The sequence below is a fragment of the Shewanella sp. GutDb-MelDb genome, from assembly GCF_002836075.1.
Lineage (GTDB): Bacteria > Pseudomonadota > Gammaproteobacteria > Enterobacterales > Shewanellaceae > Shewanella.
In genome coordinates this window covers 1-18,144 of record NZ_PJBM01000131.1, presented here as the reverse complement: position 1 = coordinate 18,144, position 18,144 = coordinate 1, and the positions used below count along the sequence as shown (strand labels likewise).

At 42.5% G+C, this 18,144-nt stretch carries 17 protein-coding genes and 1 pseudogene; 5 read left to right on the top strand and 13 right to left on the bottom strand.

The annotated features are described in order from the left end of the window. Positions 1 to 32: 32 nt before the first annotated feature. The 4 genes from CXF82_RS04745 to yqfB form a co-directional block, all read right to left on the bottom strand. Positions 33 to 3,143: an efflux RND transporter permease subunit gene (locus CXF82_RS04745; protein ID WP_101089657.1), complete on the bottom strand. Its 3,111-nt coding sequence runs from the start codon at positions 3,141 to 3,143 to the stop codon at positions 33 to 35. Continuing rightward, on the bottom strand, positions 3,140 to 4,480 hold the full coding sequence (locus tag CXF82_RS04740) for an efflux RND transporter periplasmic adaptor subunit (RefSeq protein WP_102043746.1): 1,341 nt from the start codon (positions 4,478 to 4,480) through the stop codon (positions 3,140 to 3,142). Before CXF82_RS04740 ends, CXF82_RS04745 begins: the two co-directional genes overlap by 4 nt. After that, positions 4,480 to 5,091 (bottom strand): TetR/AcrR family transcriptional regulator, encoded by a 612-nt coding sequence (locus tag CXF82_RS04735; protein WP_101089655.1) that lies wholly within the window; start codon positions 5,089 to 5,091, stop codon positions 4,480 to 4,482. Before CXF82_RS04735 ends, CXF82_RS04740 begins: the two co-directional genes overlap by 1 nt. 156 nt (positions 5,092 to 5,247) lie before the next feature. After that, positions 5,248 to 5,553, bottom strand: coding sequence for a N(4)-acetylcytidine aminohydrolase (yqfB, locus tag CXF82_RS04730; RefSeq protein ID WP_101089654.1), 306 nt, complete (start codon positions 5,551 to 5,553; stop codon positions 5,248 to 5,250). Between the two features lie 519 nt (positions 5,554 to 6,072). On the opposite strand from yqfB, the gene CXF82_RS04725 reads away from it, so the two are divergent. After that, complete coding sequence (locus tag CXF82_RS04725) at positions 6,073 to 6,288, top strand: DUF2986 domain-containing protein (protein WP_101089653.1); 216 nt, start codon at positions 6,073 to 6,075, stop codon at positions 6,286 to 6,288. A gap of 20 nt (positions 6,289 to 6,308) precedes the next feature. Here CXF82_RS04725 and CXF82_RS04720 read toward each other — a convergent pair whose 3' ends face one another. Further along, positions 6,309 to 7,838: an MATE family efflux transporter gene (locus CXF82_RS04720; protein ID WP_102039677.1), complete on the bottom strand. Its 1,530-nt coding sequence runs from the start codon at positions 7,836 to 7,838 to the stop codon at positions 6,309 to 6,311. A gap of 95 nt (positions 7,839 to 7,933) precedes the next feature. Further along, complete coding sequence (locus tag CXF82_RS04715) at positions 7,934 to 8,767, bottom strand: ion transporter (protein ID WP_102039678.1); 834 nt, start codon at positions 8,765 to 8,767, stop codon at positions 7,934 to 7,936. Positions 8,768 to 8,997: 230 nt separating this feature from the next. Here CXF82_RS04715 and CXF82_RS04710 point away from each other — a divergent pair, with 230 nt between their 5' ends. Both CXF82_RS04710 and CXF82_RS04705 read left to right on the top strand, forming a co-directional pair. Continuing rightward, positions 8,998 to 9,480, top strand: a complete 483-nt coding sequence (locus CXF82_RS04710; RefSeq protein WP_232775184.1) for a L,D-transpeptidase family protein — start codon at positions 8,998 to 9,000, stop codon at positions 9,478 to 9,480. Between the two features lie 69 nt (positions 9,481 to 9,549). Then, positions 9,550 to 10,107: a VOC family protein gene (locus CXF82_RS04705; protein WP_102043745.1), complete on the top strand. Its 558-nt coding sequence runs from the start codon at positions 9,550 to 9,552 to the stop codon at positions 10,105 to 10,107. A gap of 48 nt (positions 10,108 to 10,155) precedes the next feature. On the opposite strand, the gene CXF82_RS04700 is transcribed toward CXF82_RS04705, so the two are convergent. Together CXF82_RS04700 and CXF82_RS04695 are read right to left on the bottom strand one after the other, a co-directional pair. Beyond that, complete coding sequence (locus CXF82_RS04700) at positions 10,156 to 10,536, bottom strand: hypothetical protein (RefSeq protein ID WP_102043754.1); 381 nt, start codon at positions 10,534 to 10,536, stop codon at positions 10,156 to 10,158. A gap of 21 nt (positions 10,537 to 10,557) precedes the next feature. Then, positions 10,558 to 10,863 (bottom strand): monooxygenase, encoded by a 306-nt coding sequence (locus CXF82_RS04695; RefSeq protein ID WP_102043744.1) that lies wholly within the window; start codon positions 10,861 to 10,863, stop codon positions 10,558 to 10,560. A 172-nt stretch (positions 10,864 to 11,035) separates the two neighbouring features. On the opposite strand from CXF82_RS04695, the gene CXF82_RS04690 reads away from it, so the two are divergent. Further along, positions 11,036 to 11,920, top strand: coding sequence for a LysR family transcriptional regulator (locus CXF82_RS04690; RefSeq protein WP_101089647.1), 885 nt, complete (start codon positions 11,036 to 11,038; stop codon positions 11,918 to 11,920). Between the two features lie 104 nt (positions 11,921 to 12,024). Here CXF82_RS04690 and CXF82_RS04685 read toward each other — a convergent pair whose 3' ends face one another. From CXF82_RS04685 to CXF82_RS04670, 4 genes are all read right to left on the bottom strand, one after another. Further along, positions 12,025 to 12,774 (bottom strand): toxin-antitoxin system YwqK family antitoxin, encoded by a 750-nt coding sequence (locus CXF82_RS04685; RefSeq protein ID WP_102043743.1) that lies wholly within the window; start codon positions 12,772 to 12,774, stop codon positions 12,025 to 12,027. A 526-nt stretch (positions 12,775 to 13,300) separates the two neighbouring features. Continuing rightward, positions 13,301 to 14,593 (bottom strand): DUF4785 domain-containing protein, encoded by a 1,293-nt coding sequence (locus tag CXF82_RS04680; protein WP_101089645.1) that lies wholly within the window; start codon positions 14,591 to 14,593, stop codon positions 13,301 to 13,303. Between the two features lie 9 nt (positions 14,594 to 14,602). Then, on the bottom strand, positions 14,603 to 15,466 hold the full coding sequence (locus tag CXF82_RS04675) for a hypothetical protein (RefSeq protein ID WP_101089644.1): 864 nt from the start codon (positions 15,464 to 15,466) through the stop codon (positions 14,603 to 14,605). A 378-nt stretch (positions 15,467 to 15,844) separates the two neighbouring features. Then, positions 15,845 to 16,762: a M14 family metallopeptidase gene (locus CXF82_RS04670; protein WP_102043742.1), complete on the bottom strand. Its 918-nt coding sequence runs from the start codon at positions 16,760 to 16,762 to the stop codon at positions 15,845 to 15,847. 189 nt (positions 16,763 to 16,951) lie between these two features. On the opposite strand from CXF82_RS04670, the gene CXF82_RS22260 reads away from it, so the two are divergent. Continuing rightward, positions 16,952 to 17,101, top strand: coding sequence for a hypothetical protein (locus tag CXF82_RS22260; protein ID WP_157822882.1), 150 nt, complete (start codon positions 16,952 to 16,954; stop codon positions 17,099 to 17,101). Between the two features lie 117 nt (positions 17,102 to 17,218). On the opposite strand, the pseudogene CXF82_RS04665 reads toward CXF82_RS22260, so the two are convergent. After that, positions 17,219 to 18,144: pseudogene (locus CXF82_RS04665) on the bottom strand (hypothetical protein); the annotation flags it as partial.

Below are 18,144 nucleotides of genomic sequence, written 5' to 3'. Positions count from 1 at the left end.
AAGGGCCTTAAAAGAGACCCTTGTTATCCGTACTATGCCCTTAGCTCATTATCTTTAGCGCTAAAACTCACTTTGCCAAAGTCCTCTAATATTGCGTAACAAGCAGGTACCATAAATAGCACCAGCGCGGTCGAGGCAAAAATACCAAACACCATTGAGATGACTAATGGCTGCAATACTTGCGCCTGAATACTCGTTTCAAGTAGCAGCGGTAACATACCCGCTGCAGTGGTCAGTGACGTAATAAACACGGCTCTAAAGCGCTCCTTACTGGCACTCACTACCGCCTCATGCACAGATTGCCCTTCATCCACATGAAAACGAATATATTGCACTAGTAATATCGAGTCATTAACCACCACTCCGGACAACGCAATAAATCCCATTATCGAAGGCATACTCATGGAAAACCCAAGCAGTAAATGTCCCCAGAAAACACCGATAAGGCCTAACGGTATAACCGCCATCACCACTAACGGCTCAAGGTAGCTCTTAAACTGTAAACTCAAGATAGCAAATACCCCCAATAGCCCCAGAATAAAGCCGGACACCATTGAGTTTCGAGTCGTGGAACTTTCTTTGACTTCACCTTCAAAACTGACCCGCACTCCTGGGTAACGCGTTAATAGCTTGGGTAATAGTTCCTCTTTAAATGCGGTGTTAATTTCTCCCCCATTGGCTAGATGAGTATCCACTTCACCAGTGATCGTCACAAAGCGCATACCGTCTAAACGTGAAATTTTGACGTAATTACGTTGCCAAGTGAAATCTGCCACGGCTGACAGCGGTACCTGTTCGCCAGACGTATTGAGAGTAATAGGAAAGTTAGCCAGGTTTTCAAGTTTTGCAGCGTCGCCTTTATCGAGTTGCACATCTATCTGAATACTCTCTGGACCCACTTGAATGTAATCTGCTGTTTGATGAAAATAAGCGCCCCTCAATTGGCTCGCTAACATCATGCCGTTGACACCAAATGCCTCTGCACCGGGCTTTAAGGTCATTAAAATTTCAGACTTACCAGGACGCATACTGTCCATGACACCCGATACACCGTTAAAACCACTAATGTATTGCTGCACATCAATTGACGCTGATTTAAGCTGCTGCAAATTATCACCTCGCAGACGTATGTCTATTGCGCGGCCCGCGGGTCCCATTTTCGGCTGTTTATACACAATGGCAATGGGATCAGCTAATTCGCCTACGCCTTGCTCCCATTCACGGATAAAGGTGTTTATCCGTGTTTGCCGCACCTCGGCGCTGAGCAGGTCGATCTTAACCGTCGCCACATGCGCGCCACTCTCGTTAGCATCACTATTGAAGTTAAACCGCTGCGTAATATGCTTAATTAACGGCTGACCATCTTCATTTTTGCTGTATTTCTCATTCAACACCTGTGCTGCGCTAACAATCTTGGCAACCACGAAGTCTGTTTGCGCTAATGTAGAACCCGGCGGCAAAATTATTCGCGCCTCCACCACATCACCATCAAGCTCAGGAAAGGCAATAAACTTAACCATTCCCCCCGCAGCTAACGATACTGATATCAGCAACAAACTAATAACTGCGCCCATAAAGGCATAGCGCCAAGCAATAACCCACTCCACAGCTGCGACTAAATTGACGGTTCTAAAATGCTCGAACCTGCGGTTAAACTCGGTTTTAAATCGACTGGTTTTACGCTCTTTCCCTTTCGCTGCATGGGCTAAGTGGTTCGGTAAAATCAAGAATGCTTCAACCAAACTCACCGTCAAAATAAGCAAAAGTGTTTGCGGGACCACTCTGAGCACTTTACCCATATCACCTTCCATAAAGGCGATGCTAGAAAAGATAAACACCGTGGTTAAAAATGATGAAACAACCCCCGGCAGTACTCGCTTAACGCCTTGGATCACCGCTTCCGTTTTATCTAACCCCCGTTCGATATGCGATGCCACCGATTCAGCAATAACAATGGCGTCATCCATCATAATGCCGATCGCCATTAAAAAAGCCACCAAGGTCATGATGTTAATCGTCAACCCCACTTGCGCCATAAAGAACAGACTCCCCATAAATGCCACAGGTAAGCCCATTGCGACCCAAAATGAATAGCGAAAGCTGAAAAACAACCACATACATAAAAAGACCAGTAACACCCCTTGCCAACCATTTTTGGTTAGCATGGTAAGACGGTCCCACAGTAAGGAGCTTAAGTCATTAGAGGTACTGATATTAACGCCACTGGGCGTGCGTAGTTTTTCGGCCTCTAAAAAGCCCATCACTTCCTCTTTCAAGCGCAGAGAGTCTTGTGATTTGTTCTTAAACACCGTAAGAATGGCCGCAGGTTCGCCATCAAAACGAACATGATCTTCATCTAACTCAAATCTGTCCGTCAGTTTGGCGACATCTCGTAAGCGCACCACGCCGCCCTCGGCATTAGAACGGATCACGATATTGGCCAGCTTATCCGCTTCAACTTCTCGTTGGTCGAACCTTATCAAGATGTTCTTACTTGCGGTCTCTAACGTCCCACTCGGTAGTTGCACATTTTGCTGTTCAATTTGAGCAGCGACATCGGCAACACTCATGCCTAAGCGCTTGAGTGCATCAAGCGAGATCTCGACTAATAGTTGATGTTGCGAAAAGCCAGCGATCTCAACTTGGCGAATGCTGGTATCAAGCTTTAAACGTCGCTTAAAATCCTCAGCATACGCTTTCAACTCTGGTTTGCTGGTTGATGCCGACAATGCAATATCGATGATCGGCTCATTAAAGTTAAGCTCTTCAACGATGGGGGGTTCTATCTCTGCGGGGAAGTCTTTGATTGATGCGATTTTTGTTTGAACATCAACCAGATTACGGCCTAAATCGGCATTATCATCGAGCTTGATGGTCATCTGCGCAACGCCTTCCAAAGCGTCACATTTAGTTTCAACAATGCTGCCTAGACTGTCGATCGCATCTTCCATGCGTAAACAAAGGTTTTCTTCAACGTCTTGCGGTGATGCGCCTGGTAACACCACTCGTGCACTGATGTAGTTCGGCGAAAATTCAGGGAACGTTTCACGCTTTAACTCAGGTAAGGCCTTTATACCCAAAATAATAAGCGCCAACATCAGTAGATGAGTTGCCGTAGGATGACGAACAAAAAAGGCAATCACAGCGCAGCTTCCTCGTTTGTGTTTGAAACCTCAGCATTGCTGTTATGACTGCGCAGCGCCATTCCGGTTACTGCGGGAATAATATCGGTCAATACCAGCTGCATATTGTCATTAAGATCGCCTTGCACCGCAGCATGTCCTTCTTGACGAAATAACACCTGCACGTCAATTATTTGCAAGCGGTTGTCGCTATCCATTAAATACAACTTGTCCCCATGCAAAGCCCGCTCAGACACCATCCAGTAGTCTTTTGCACTGCCTTTAATACGTGCGCTAACAAACATGCCGTGAACTAACGGCGGTGATTGGCCAATTTTGAGTTCGCGATATTGCTGCTTAACTTGTAAAACCACACTGACGGTGGCCAATGTTGGGTCAACAGTTTCGCCAATACGGCTTATTTTTGCTGGCCATTTAAAGACATAAGCAGCACTTTTAAGGGTGATTTCGGCGGTTAACCCGAGCGTTTCAGCATTGGGTAGCTGCTTATTCAAAGTTGTTGGCTTGTCGACGGTTTTCATTAATGTCATTAGATCGGCGAGCGATAACTGCGCCTCAACTTCCATGATCTCCGTTCCATTGATCCTTGCCAGTACTTGTTGTGGCGAAACAACTTGGTTGTTTTCCACATTAACCTCGGAAACTCGGCCTTCGAATGGCTGGCGAATTTCCGTTTTATCGAGCTGGCTTTGTGATTCATCTTCTCGCGCAACGGCTTGTAATAATTGTGCTTGTAGCACATCAGTTTCGTTTGGCATTAGATTAAGGTTGTTGTTTAAATCTTGGATTTTTTGCTTTTGAACCAGCACATTCTGGCGCTCACCATCGAGTTCAGATTGAGAGATCAAATTTTGCTTTCTTAAGGTCTCTTTACGTTGCAGATCGGATTTGACCAAATCATAGCGATTGGTTTCAATTTCGAGTGACAACTTAAGGTTCTCCAGCTGTAACCCTTTACCGATCAGTTGACCTTCTAATGCTTTTCTATCGGCTTGTGCTTGCGCTAAACGAATTTGATAATCGAGCGGATCTATCGATAATAGCAAAGTCCCTTCGGGGATCATTTTCCCGACGGCTAAATCTGGATGCTTGTAAATAATTTTACCGCCAACTTCAGGCAACAATTGCCATTGCACCTTTGGCGCTACACGGCCAAACGCATCGACTTGAGCGACAACAGAACTTTTGTGCAGGGCAATAACGTCTACCAACTTACTTTGCTCTGACTGCTCCTCTAGAGGAGGATGGCCCTTAAACATAATCACTGAAAATAACGTTACAACACCTACGGCTACAGCTGGGAAAAAGTACCAACGTTTACCCTTAATTATATCCATCAGTCTTGATCTCCAAATAAACCTTTCTCGAGTAACTTAATATTGTGTTTTGCTAATCTTTGATAAAAATCGTCATCTAATTCAAATCCATGCAGCTCGGCCATTGATTGTGGGATCACAAAGGGGAAGATCATTAAGCTCATCATCGACATCTTAACCAACATGGGATCGGTATCACTGCACTTGTGTAACAGCGGCTTCGGCATTGGCGTTAGATTAGCTAATGGCGTGAACAGCTTAAAAATGACTCCTTTGGCTTCATGTGAATGTTCTGAACTCATTAGCCTGAACAGAAAACGGGGGAAATCGGGAGTCTCTGTCATCGTTTGATAAAAATTGTCTAAGATATCTGACATTTTTAGCGGATTATCACCCTGGTTAATCGTTTTACTACGTTGTAACACTGGCGAGATAAATTCGGCAATCATAACTTCAAAGAGGCCAAGCTTATTACCGAAATAGTAGCGGATCATCGCCATATTAACCCCTGCTTCTTCAGCGATTTGGCGAATACTCACTTTGTCATAATCTGAAGCAATAAAGCAGATACGCGCAGCGCGGATAAGGCTGTCGCGTACTTGGGTAGCAGGTTCGCTTTTTTGATCTGTCATGAATGGTCTACTTAGTGTTATTCACTTGAATAATGCTAAGTCTACTTGCTCGATGTTGATATTGCATGATTTATCGTTATTCAAAAACCCTGCTTATGAATAGACATTGGACCCGCTGAGATGAGTCTAAGCAGATTGAAATGGTTTAAGTTATGGCTATAGCAATTTAAAGTTAATTTGATAAAGCGCTTGGATTTCTGGATAGATCTCTCTAATTAAGGTCTTTAACTCTACCAGAGTCATATTTTCCTGCTGAGCATGCAACAAGTTTAAGTCGTCAAACTTAACCCAAGCAACGCTTAGAATGTGTAGCTGACCGTAACAAGTTGCGGTTTCTAAATTGGCCACATTAACGGTTTGGCCAGCTTCAAAGTGAGACTCACTTTTATCTCTTAAAGTGATTGTCTTACGACCTGCCAGAATATCATTCTCAAAACGTTGGAAAAAAGTGATCGTTTGCATTTTATCTCTACTCAAATGTGTCAGTTAATTTAAGGCTAGTGATCTCGTCCCACTCTGGAGATTAAATGCGGAAGCAAGAGCGGAACCGTATGCCAAAGCCGAGAATAACAATTACTGCGACTTGATGCCTTGAACTCTGTCACTTCTAGGCATGCAAAATTGTGCATTTAAAGTTTGTTTGGCGATTACGCTAATAACACTAGGCCCGCAACTGCTGCATAGTGCCGAAATACGTCGTGATATCAAGGCAAAGCTCATATGTAATCGTCGCTAATAAAGAGTGAGTTCTAGACCAATATAACGGCCTTTTATCCGCTACAAAATGTCCCTAACTGTATTAGCGAGCCATTTTAAGCACATATTTGTCTGTTTGAATATCTACAAATTAACGACATACTTAAGGAATTGAGGTTGGTACTGTGGCGTAGCGGTCAGCTTTAGGGTAAAATCCGCTTCCGATTTCAAGCTTGGCGCACAATGCGCTAAAATTGTCTTAGATTGACGTATCGTAGAGAACACATGAACAAAAAACAGAAAATGATCAAAATGACGGCGAAGCGTGCCAAGGCTCGTTTAAATAAGCACACTCCTCCTACGATCAAAAAATACGTATCTAAGGCTGAACGTGCTGAGAATTTAGCTAAGCTTGAAGCTGAAGAATTAGCAGCACAGAGCGCTACCGCGACTGAAGTATCTATCGATACTAGTGAAACGGATGCCACACCAACCAGCTAATTAGGTTTGTGTTATTGAGCTTACTTGGTTGATGGGCCCTTGCCTTTCACACCAATAAGCTCAGCGATTTCATTACTTGCTTCACAATCCTGCTCTTCTGTCACCATTGCCATATTTGCACATGAAGAAGACAACGGACTTTGGCTACTTAAACTTAATTCCTCATCAAACTCACTTATCACTTCAGCAGTCTGCGGCACGTCACTCGTTTTAGTCTGTCCTTCGGTAAGACCTCTTACTTTATCCACTAAACGATAAGCCATTAACACACCAAGCACACCAAAGATAATCGAGCCTATAGCTTGGCCCACAAGTACTCCGTAAACTCCACCCCACTTAGCCCCGAAATACACAAATGGGATAGTCCCAATCGTTGCTTTACCAACATTAAATAACGTCGAATACTTAGCTTTACCTAAGTTATTAAATGAAGCGTTTGCGACAAACAATACCCCCGAAAAAATGAAAAATATCGCAATATAACTACAAAAGAATAAAATCAATTCTGCGGCATCACCTTTCATGTCGAACACGTTGACGATTTGATTACGGCTTAAAAATAGCAATACTGAGACCACCACGACATAGGCGCTACAGAACTGAATCGCACGGGTCAATGACTCCTTCACCCGTCCAAACTCCTGAGCACCATAATTTTGTCCTACAATCGGTCCCACAGCACCCGATAAGGCAAAAATCATCCCGAATGAAACCGGTATTAACCTGCCTAATACCGCCCAACCCGCAACATAACTGTCACCAAAATCAGCAATCGCACGTGTCACAACAGCATTACCAATCGGTGTTGCAACGTTGGTGAGCATTGCGGGTCCCGCTATCGCAAAAATAGGCTTTAAGTCGGCAATAAAATGCTCCTTATTAAAGCGACCAAATAAATTATGCTTAACCATTACCCCTCTTGCTGCCACCAGGAGTACCGCCAAGCGGGCTAAAACAGAAGCCACTGCGGCACCTTCTATTCCCATAGCAAACATAAAGATAAAAATAGGGTCAAAGATCGCGTTAACGCCACCGCCGACTAACGTTGATATCATCGATAATTTTGCATCACCAACGGCTCTTAAGGCGCTACCTAGCGCCATTGCCAAGCAAATTAGCGGTAATGAAGGCACTAATATATAGAGGTAATCAGCTGCTAGTTCCGCGGTTTTACCGGTTGCGCCCACAAGGCTCAGCAGCTCGGGAATAAAAAGAAAGACACTGATAGCCACGACGATACTGATCAACAAAGTGACCACTGCGCTATTAAGTAACAAACGCTTGGCCTTTTTCATCTCTTTAGCGCCAATAGAGCGTGACACTAGAGCGCCCAGAGCAATGGATAACCCGATACCAATAGAGGTCGTAAAAAATGAAATGGTGCCTGCATAGCCCACGGCGGCGGCAAGCTCTTGTTCACCCAATAAACTCAAGAAAAACATATCCAGCAAATCGACCACAAACAGCGCAGATATGCCAACGGCAGCCGTTGAACTCATCGTCAAAATATGCCGCAGAATCGATCCTTGTACAAACTTGGCTACTGCCATAAAACCTCTTAGCCTGTGGCTAATTTAGATGCATCTTTAATGTTGGGGCAGCTTTATTTATGTGTATTGGCTGAACTCGCTTCACTCAAACAACGCTAAATATCCGTTTCAAGTTCGCTACCACACTTATCACAATACAATGCACTGTTGTCATGCCCCACTTTCAAACAATTACTGCAACGGCGTAAATCTTTACTTCTCCCTATCTCTTGAGAGATCTCCGCGGTGAGAATACCCGTAGGAATAGCAATAATGGAGTAACCCAACAGCATCGTAAATGCGGCAATTGCCTGCCCTAAGTTAGTACCAGGGGTAATGTCGCCATAGCCAACCGTGGTAATGGTGACGATGGTCCAGTAGATAGATTTTGGAATTGAAGTAAAGCCATTATTAGGGCCTTCAACAACATACATGATTGAACTTAACACCACGACGATTAAACTGACTGAGAAGAAAAACAGAAAGACTTTACGGCTCGATTGTATCATTGCTCGTAACAGTATATTACCTTCACTTAAATAGCGTAAAAGCTTGAATACTCTAAATATTCTAAATAGTCTTAAGACTCTGATCACCATGGTGAAATTGGCACCAGGGAATACTAACGCTAAATAAGTCGGTAGTATAGATAACAGGTCCACTACCCCATAAAAGCTTTTAGCGTAACTTAGCGGACTGGCTGAACAATATAAACGCAGTAAATATTCCACTGTAAAAATGAGGGTAAAGCCCCACTCTAAGACAACAATTATCTCGCCATATTTTTGATGGATATGTCCAACGGTATCAAGAAAAACCAACATCACGCTAAGGATAATACAGACGATTAAACTGATATCGAAAAAGCGGCCTGCGGGGGTATCAGTTCCAAAAATTATTCGACGAAGTTTAAGCTTAAATAAGCTTTCTGAATCCGTTTCATTTACCATTTTGACCGCTGTTCCTTGCTATACATTGCTCTAAACTCATTCGACTTAAACCGAATTATCAAGGCATTAAAATAGATGATACGAATAGTGTGACACGCAAACCGCAAGAGCTCAAAAATAATCTTATCCGTATACATCAACAATCAAGGTTTTTGAGGTAACATAAGTCATATATTCACAAGCTAAGGGCGTTATGCTCAGGGTTGTACATGCGTTTTATCTGTTTTTCCATGCTTAAAGTAACACTGCTGTTGTGTAGCCTAATCCCAAGCCTCTCATTCGCTAGCGACAAAGCCGATTTAGTCGTCGTCACCAAATCAACAGCAAGCTTATCATTATTAAGCCAAGGCAAGATTTTCAAATCCTATCGAATAGCAATGGGCGATAACCCCGTAGGACATAAACTGACCGAAGGCGATCAACGCACCCCTGAAGGCCGTTATTTACTCGATTACAAAAAGTCAGACAGCGCCTACTATCGTTCAATTCATATCTCCTACCCTAATGATGAAGACAAATTACGCGCTGATGCTTTAGGAATTCAGCCAGGAGGACAGATAATGATCCATGGTGAGAACCCCCATTCAAACCTGAGTCCAAAAGAGGCACAAAATTACAATTGGACCGATGGCTGCATCGCTGTGACCAATGCTGAAATGGATGAGTTATGGCGTGCGATTGACGCGGGTACTCCAATCGAAATCTGGCCTTAGCCGTAGCCTACAAGGCTGAATAATTATCTTTCATCGACTCAGTCAGGCGTTTATCAGGAAACCTTTGTTATGACATACGAGCAATTAAGCCAAAGTTGGCCGAGCTTCAGCCAATCAATTACCGCCTTTATCGGTGAACTGGGTCTAGACACACTTAATCTAGAGTGCGACCACAGCGCTTTACGCGTCAATACAGCTGAAGCTGCCGATGAGCTACGAAGCCAATTTGCAAGACACGGTAACATCATCTCTGACAACATGATCAATGGCAGACCCATCTTGATTATTGAGCTTGATGCGCCACTCATGCTAAATGATATAGAGATCCATTGCGTTGAACTGCCCTATCCTGGTGAAAAAACATACCCACAACAGGGTTGGGAACATGTCGAGCTAGTATTTAAGTGCGATGCCATTGATTGTGAGTCATTAAGCCAACAGCTCGTTAGTGCCGTGCCAACACTTGCGCCTATCATTGCCGGTACAACCGATATTAAGGTGAAGCAGAGTTCGCCAAAGGGCGATAAAGAGCGACTCGCTAACCCGACTATCGCCTTTAAGAAGAATGGTCTGTGCGTAAAGGTTCACCCCCACGGAATAAAAGCGGTGATAGCGTCTGAAGCCTAGTATTATAAAAACAGCAATCTTTTAGGTTGCTGTTTTTACGTTACTTTATTAGTGTGGCTTTTGTTTCGCCAGCTGTAAATAACTCAAAATAGCCAGCAATGTAAAGAACACTGGGTCGCTCCAGCCGAGACCAACAAAGATCCCCGAAACTCCAGCATAGACAGTGATCATCACCCCTAACAGGTTAGTTATAAACAGTGCCTTAAATAGCTTATTAGCGGTTTGGCCTACTTCTATATCTCTTAGTAATAAGCAAATCACCGCTATACCGCCTAGAAATATACTCGTATGTTGAGACAAGAAATAAGCATATCGGTCATTTATTTCAACCCCGTACATCGGCCACATCAAAGCAGGAATAAAAAATAAAGCCAATGCAAAGATCACATAAATCGTGCCGTTCACGGTTAAAAATGTTCGGTTATTCATCATCTTCTCTCTATTAATTGCCTAAGCAATAGGTCCTTTATTTATGTTTGAAAGTAAGGGATTTACCGCTAAAACCAGCCCTCTAATATTTTCAATACCCATCTTATTTAAGCGAACTGAATGCATTTCTAGATAAGCACGGGCTGTGGTTTCATCTTCGAACAAATAGATCCCACCACCAAGTTTATCTTGTTGGTTTTCTGTCCAGATTTTCCAGATCATGCCGGCTTCATTGTTAATCGACTCAGCAAGATCTGTCAGCATTGCTGCCATTTCGTCACCAAAGGGTCCTGTATAATCAAAGTCAACTTGTAATAATGTGTTCATAATTTATCTCCAAAGATCGAGTTAATGGCAAAATTGGCGAGCGATGTAATAGCTCCAAGTTCAGATGAATGAAGTTTTACTCCTCTCCGCCTTAAGAGAGGTGTCATAATACCTATAAAAATTGGACATAAAAGTTCATAATACTGCCAGTTGATGTAGCTAAATTAGACATATGAGATTAAAGACAACCTTAGATCAGTGGTTAACATTATTTGAAATTGATAAAGCGGGTAGCATTCAAGCGGCTGCGGCGACATTGAATAAAAGCCATACCACGTTAATTTATTCGGTGAGAAAACTAGAAGATCAATTGGGAGTGCCGTTACTCAAAGTAGAGGGACGCAGGTCTATACTCACTGATGATGGAAAATCATTGCTTCGAAGAGCGCAATCTATGCTTGAACAAGCCAAAGCTCTTGAGGAGATAAGTACTCAACTCGCCCAAGGGACCGAGTCAGAATTAACAGTTGCTATCGATCATCTATGTGATCGCCGATGGCTATACGCACCGATGGCTGAATTCTTTAAGCAAAACCACACAACATCAATTCAAGTGGTAGAAACATCATTGTCAAAAACACAAGAGATGGTCACTAACGAAAGTGCCGATATTTCTATTATCACTTTGCCTATAACTAACCACCCGTCAGAAACATTTGGGATGGCTAGCATGTTACCCGTTGTGGCCAAAAGCCACCCGTTAGCCGAGAAGCTTAACCCCTGTTTAGCAGATCTCAGTGCCACTAGGCAGATTGTGATCCGAGACTTAGGCCATCACGCTAAGCAAGATGTCGGCTGGCTAAAGTCGAACCAGCGCATTACCGTCGATAATTTTGATCATGCGTGGCAAGCAACAAAGCAAGGCTTAGGCTATTGCCGTTTACCTCGACACATAATCGAAAAACATAATGATAATGATATAAAGATCCTTAGGGTTGAGCATTCAAATCAATACCAAGTTCCCTTGCACCTGACTTTACCTAAAGGTGCTAAAACAGGCCCCGCTGCTCAAGAGTTGTATCAACTCATGCTTGCTTCTGCAAGTCATAGATCTTAAACATTACTATTGCCGAACTTTATCCATTTCCCTATGAAATAACTCAACACAAAGCTAAAAGGTCAGCAGTAACTGACCTTTTTATTCATAAAAAAATAGCGGCGTTAGTCTTTCAGTTGGCCATTTTTTTCCCACTTAACAACCTTACTCACTTTTTTACCATATTCGTATTCAACTTCGCTCTTCTTTTTGCCATTGTCATAATATTTGACTACGGTGCCATGTTTCTCATCATGTAAGTAATTCTTTTCCTCTTTGAGGCTACCGTTGCTGTACCACTCTTGCTCTTTCCCTTGCTTTTCACCCAACTTATATTCGGTTTTGCTCTCTAATGAACCATTGTTAGCATACTCAACTTTTACGCCATCTTTTTTATCATTGAGGTAACCAATAGCTTCTTTTAACTCACCACTTTTATACCACTCACGTTTCAAGCCATTTTTGTGGCCGTCACTATAGTGAGTCTGGCTTACTTTTAAATCACTCGACTTTTTTGAATACTGAGTGAATTCACCATGCTTTATATCACCACGGTAATACCCTATTTCCTCAGCATAACCATTCTTAAAAAATGCACGGTATTCACCACTCTTATTACCATCCTTATAGCTATATTCGGTCTCAACTGTGCCACTACTGTAATACTTTGTGCTCAAGCCAGATTTTAGACCATTACGATAATTAACTTTTTTCTTAAGCTTTCCGTTGCTACGTTTTTGATTATAAGTGCCTGTAAGCAACATATCCGTGTTTTCTTGGTAAACCATTCCAGCGCGAATATCGATACTATCTACATTGAGCGCCGATGCACTAAAGCTCAAACATAAAAGGGGCACTAAAAGATACTTCATCATAATCCTCATTCCATTATTAAGGGGTAAACCTTTGAATTACATTGCTGTTTTATTAAGTAGCATCTCCATAACATTCAAGAGATTCTATTTAACAGATAATAATACCAATCTCTTTATCAAAAAAAAACACCTCAGTATCATCGAGTACAATGCAATACAGGCTAAGAATACGAGAGTTCACTGCTTACGACAGTAAAGCCGTTATTGTTATCTAAGCTCGAATGGGCAAGCAATGTCCAATATAGATATGGTTCCGCAATATGTTGTTAATGAGAGCCTAGCTGTGACAGCACCAAATGTTATTATCCTTTTGATTAATAATGAATAAGTATATTACATCTTGCCATACCTGTCGTAAGTTCCCGTAGAATATCTGTACTGCATTAATGATATTGAAATGAGAATAACCATCATCTCAATCACAGCCTTGTTCAGCTATCCTACGGGAGTTCGAAAACGAATATGGTGAAATCGTTCAGGTATATGTAACGCGCCTTATCTCAACTCTAGCGCTATGACTTACTGTTTATAGACGCATTATTAGCGCTTGCTGCAGATAGCTCAACCTCGCCATCTGTCCTTGATCCACAAGTTCTAGCGACTTTATCTTAAAAGGTGCTTTTAACCCCGACGCCTTAATGACACTCGCATCAAGATTTAGGGTTATTTGAGATGACTTAGAGGTTAACCAATTGGCTGATTGCGTCGTCAGAATAAGCTTGTCATTGCCAAGTTCGTCCGTACCTGTCAGTGCAGCATTTATACCAAATCGGCCCTCGTGCTCTACTGCAACATCAAATATCAACAGCTTTGGCACTTGATCTTGCCACTGACTTTCTACAGAGCTATTGAGCTTCGCCGTCGGTACAAATTGCTTAAAAGCCGTTTTTACCGTTCTAAAAACGGCTTGGCCATTCACTTGGGTTTGAATGTTTACTTGGATTTCACTCAAGCCTAAATTACTCTCTGGCATCTTAGATGCTGTCGGTAACTTAGCCTGCCATTGACCATTGACCAGCTTCAAATCTAAAGTCTGAATTTTTCCATCTGCATGCTTCAAACTTGCTTGCGGCTGTAGCTCCGACTGGCTATTACTTAAACTAAGAGACAGCGGCATACTTGATACGTCACTTGCTACACGGTTAATACTCGATAACGTTAGCTGATAGGGAGATCCCTTCTCTTTCACATTCACTAAATATTGGCCACCTTGATCAAGCGATTGCACTACCCTTAGCTTATATATCCCAGCTGTGGCATTTTTTGATAATGTGAGTGCACTTGAATTATCATCTAGCCCTGCAGTAGCCAATGCATCTGCATCCGTTAATGACTTGATATACGATACAGACTTGTCAGTTTTAGCACCCACTTTTTGTAGCTGAATCTGCTCTGGTGATATCGACTGGCTTTTAATGATACTTCCAGAGCGATTATCCGCTCTTGGGGCAACTCTGATAATGCTTGACGGCTGGCTTATGGCTAGTTTAACCCCTTTATTGAGTTCTGCCCCCGACACCGTCATCCAAAACTCATCACTTTGACTACTGGAAGTCGACGAGGGTAATAGTAACGCTTGCTCACTAGGATTGACGTTAACGAAACTAATTGAATCCCGGCTACTATTGATTGCATCTAAAACTGGGCTCTGAACCTCGCCAATAATAAGATCTCCTACTTGTGGCGTAGCGAGCGTAAACAGCTTAGTACTTACTTCCATACTCTGCTTTGACTCTGTGGCTTGCGGTTCATCACTCTGACAGCCGGCAAAAAGAACCCCTGCGGTGATTGTCACCAAAGCACTTGTTAATATATTCATTGGTGGCTCCTATATATGATCGCGAATTAGACGATGAAGGTTAAAACAAGCACGTCGACTTTGTTGGTGGCTTAACGGCTCTTTTCCTGCTGTGCGTTGTTTGTCAGTAAACCAAACCGTTCCTGCGGCACTTTGAGAGCTACATTCTAAAAAGCCATCAGAGCAATCATCCAACCAGTTTTGAGTCGTTTCTAATGCAACTTGATACTGGTAGCCAGCACAATAACTGTCACCATCCCAAATAGCAGAATCTACATCAGAACCAACCACCACCTCAAAGGGGCGACTTAAACTAGGTCGTCCTGAGGTTCCATGCAACCAAGTGTTGTTGTAGTACTGCATCCAACTAACTTGTTGCTGCTTGACTGCATCACTGCCATAACCTAACAACCAACCTAGAGAGGTTTCAAAAACATTGCCTTGATTTACCGCATCCGCCAATGGCGTACCTCCACTTGAGGGAGCGAGTGCCACCACGCGCTCGGTAACATTAATAATCTTGGGATAACGACTGTCCCAAGTTGGATTTGAAAGAATCCAACGCACAACATTGCCACCATTAGAGTGGGTGATCATCGTCAGCGAATCGATCTGTTTAGTGTTGATAAAGCTCGACAACTGTTCAGCTAAGCAACCAGCCGCAGATTCTTGCCACATGTATTGGTCAAAATCACAATTTACAACAACATAATTGTCCGGTTCAGTTATCCCCTGCCTAACGGTATCGACAAATTCTCGACTCCAATAATCAGAAAGAGCATCAGTTTGATGTCCGGTTCCATGTATAAATGCGATCCCTGTTGCACTATGTGCAAAAGGGCTGATAGCGACCAACACCAGTAAGGTTAAGGTGAATTGATTAAAGATCTTCATTTTTTATCTCTATTGTTATTGTCTGAATAGTCTTTTACGAGGTCAGACATCTGACCTCTTTAGCCAACCTAACGACTAGAAATTAAGGTATCAAGAAAAACTTCAGGTACGGAAGTACTAGTTAACTTGATGATTTAGAAATGAATGTTTTAAACAAAATATGAAGTGCAGCCTCCTAGATTTAGTAGGCGCTTAATTAGTGGGTTCTCTGTTTGAATTGACGTTAGAATTGAATGTGAATTATTTTAAAGTAGATTACATATGTAGTGACTAATATCGTTTCTGGAACAAAAACAACACTTTCCCCTCTGTAATTTATATATATAGGCATTTAATAGAGATCAAATTCGCCCCATTATCACAATGGGGCGATGGTAGTTAAAGTGTCAACAAATAATCCAAACCACCGGTGATCGCCGCAACCTGAGCGATAATACAGTTCTCATCATCCACCAGTGGACTATCTGGGTACACTTCTGTCGTTGATACATATGTTGCACCGCTTAAGCCAGCACACAGCCCCAATGCCTTGGTGGCATAATTAATTACACCAAACTGTGCCAGTTCAACACCAATCAGCTTGCCACTGTCATCAGCTGGAGCAATATGAGTCACTTGTTCGACTGCAGCAATCATCGCCTTTTGAAAAGCTGGTTGTGGGTTAATGGTGTCACCGACGAGATAAAACCCATCAGGGATACTCCAATTATCATGCACTACGGCATCTCGTGCGGCTAACGCCGGTCTAAACTCGCTATTATCAGTATCTGTCGTTTCATGCAAATCAATATGAGCAAAAATGTCTGCATTAATTGATGCCAAGTAGTTCAGTACAGCCGCAGACTCTTCTGCTGGGCTGTCTTGATAAAATGAGCGATTTGGATCTATAGCACCTGGGTTCCAGCGGTTAATAGTCTCGTAACCCCAAGGGCTAACACAGGGAATGAGTACGATATTAAAATGTTCAGCGTAAGCTTGCGCTTTTGTCTCCATAAAACGAATAGCCCCTTGCACACCGCTCGTCTCGTAACCATGTACGCCGCCGGTGACCAAAATAATCGGTTTTGTCGGCTGCCAGTTATGACTCTTTAGCGCATACAAAGGATATTTAGCCTCATCACACGACAGCGCACCATATTGCTCTAGGGTGAATTGTTCCCCTAGTGCCAGCACTTTACTCAGTACTTGCTCTTGATATGAGCGCTTTACTGACTGCATAGCAAGCCAAGCTAACTTATCAGCATCGCTCCATTTCTGTCCGGTTGAGCCTATAGGGTAGTGTTGTGAAGAGTTCATTAATTTTCCTTTTATTTGCGCGACAATACATTAATTTTTTAAGGTCTTTATATTGTATTGAGAGCTGCGAAGCATAAACATCACCCCTTTGAATTTCAATCATCATTTAATTTATTCAAGGCATTAATGTGATTGCAAAAGAATTATGCAGCTGAGCGCTAGTTTACAGACTATTGTGGAAGCAAAGGCATGAACGTTATGGTGAGAGCTAGGCATGGCGAACTGGCCGTTTTTGATATCGACGAACAGTCCTCTCCTTGCTCTGACGTTGCGAAGCACCGCGACGTTAACCATGCACTGCTTAATTGGTATTACAAAGCTGAGCCTTTAGTTGAGTAACACGCATTTTTAACTAAACGTATTAATGAAAAAGCGCCATTGCAAGGGCGCTTTTCTGTTAACTGATGTTGTAACTGAACCGCTGAATACGGGATCGACTATTGAATTCAATGAGGGTCAATAATAAGTAAAAAACAAATCATAAATTACCGCATCATCTTCCTCTGACTCAAATTTTGCGATGAGGTTAAAATGTTCCCGCAAGATATCAATTGCATCATTGTTATCGATAGCGTCTTCATATAAAGCTAACATTCCTTGTTTATCCTGAGGCAGTTGCAGCGATTTTACAGACAATGAAAATGAATCGCTTTTACTGTCTGTAAAAAACGGTTCACTAATATGAGCTTGGCTGAGCTCAATATCATCAAATTGTAAAAGAACATGATTACCGACTAGCCACCACTGCTTCTCATCACTCGCTATATTTATTTTATTGGTTTGCGGGATCTGCTTAAGCAAGTTTGGTAGCGTCATCAGCTCTACATTATTAGGTTGCAAGTGCTTATACAGCCATTGCTCTTGTTCCGATGTCAATTGAGGAAGTGCTTGCTTTTTCGCCTCATATTCATTATCCGTTAACGTGAAGTGAGTGAGTAAAGTCACTGGTTTGTCTTTTGTTGTAGGGTGAAAATCATCAAATTGTAATATAAGGCGTTGTTGCTTTTGAGTAATAACTATTTGATCTGAACTCTCTTTAATATCGTACAGCGAGAGCGAATCTCTTACTTGCTCAATTGGGCTATTGTGCGCAGCGATGATCCCCTCTAGTTGCCACTCAATATCATCAAAACCATCTCTATAGCCGATACTATTTTGGCCTGCACTATTTAATAACGAAAGCTCTGAGCTAACAGATTTCAACCTATCAGCTGAATAAGTAAACCAAAGGTTACGTCCGTAGCCCCATATTTGTTCGTGGTTTAAAAGTGTGAGAGTTATACTTGGAGGACCCAACTTTTCGGCTGTTTGGGCTGTGCTCGCTCCCAACTTTATGTCATACACACCCGTTGCAAAAGAGATATTAGCAGCTGGTAAAACCA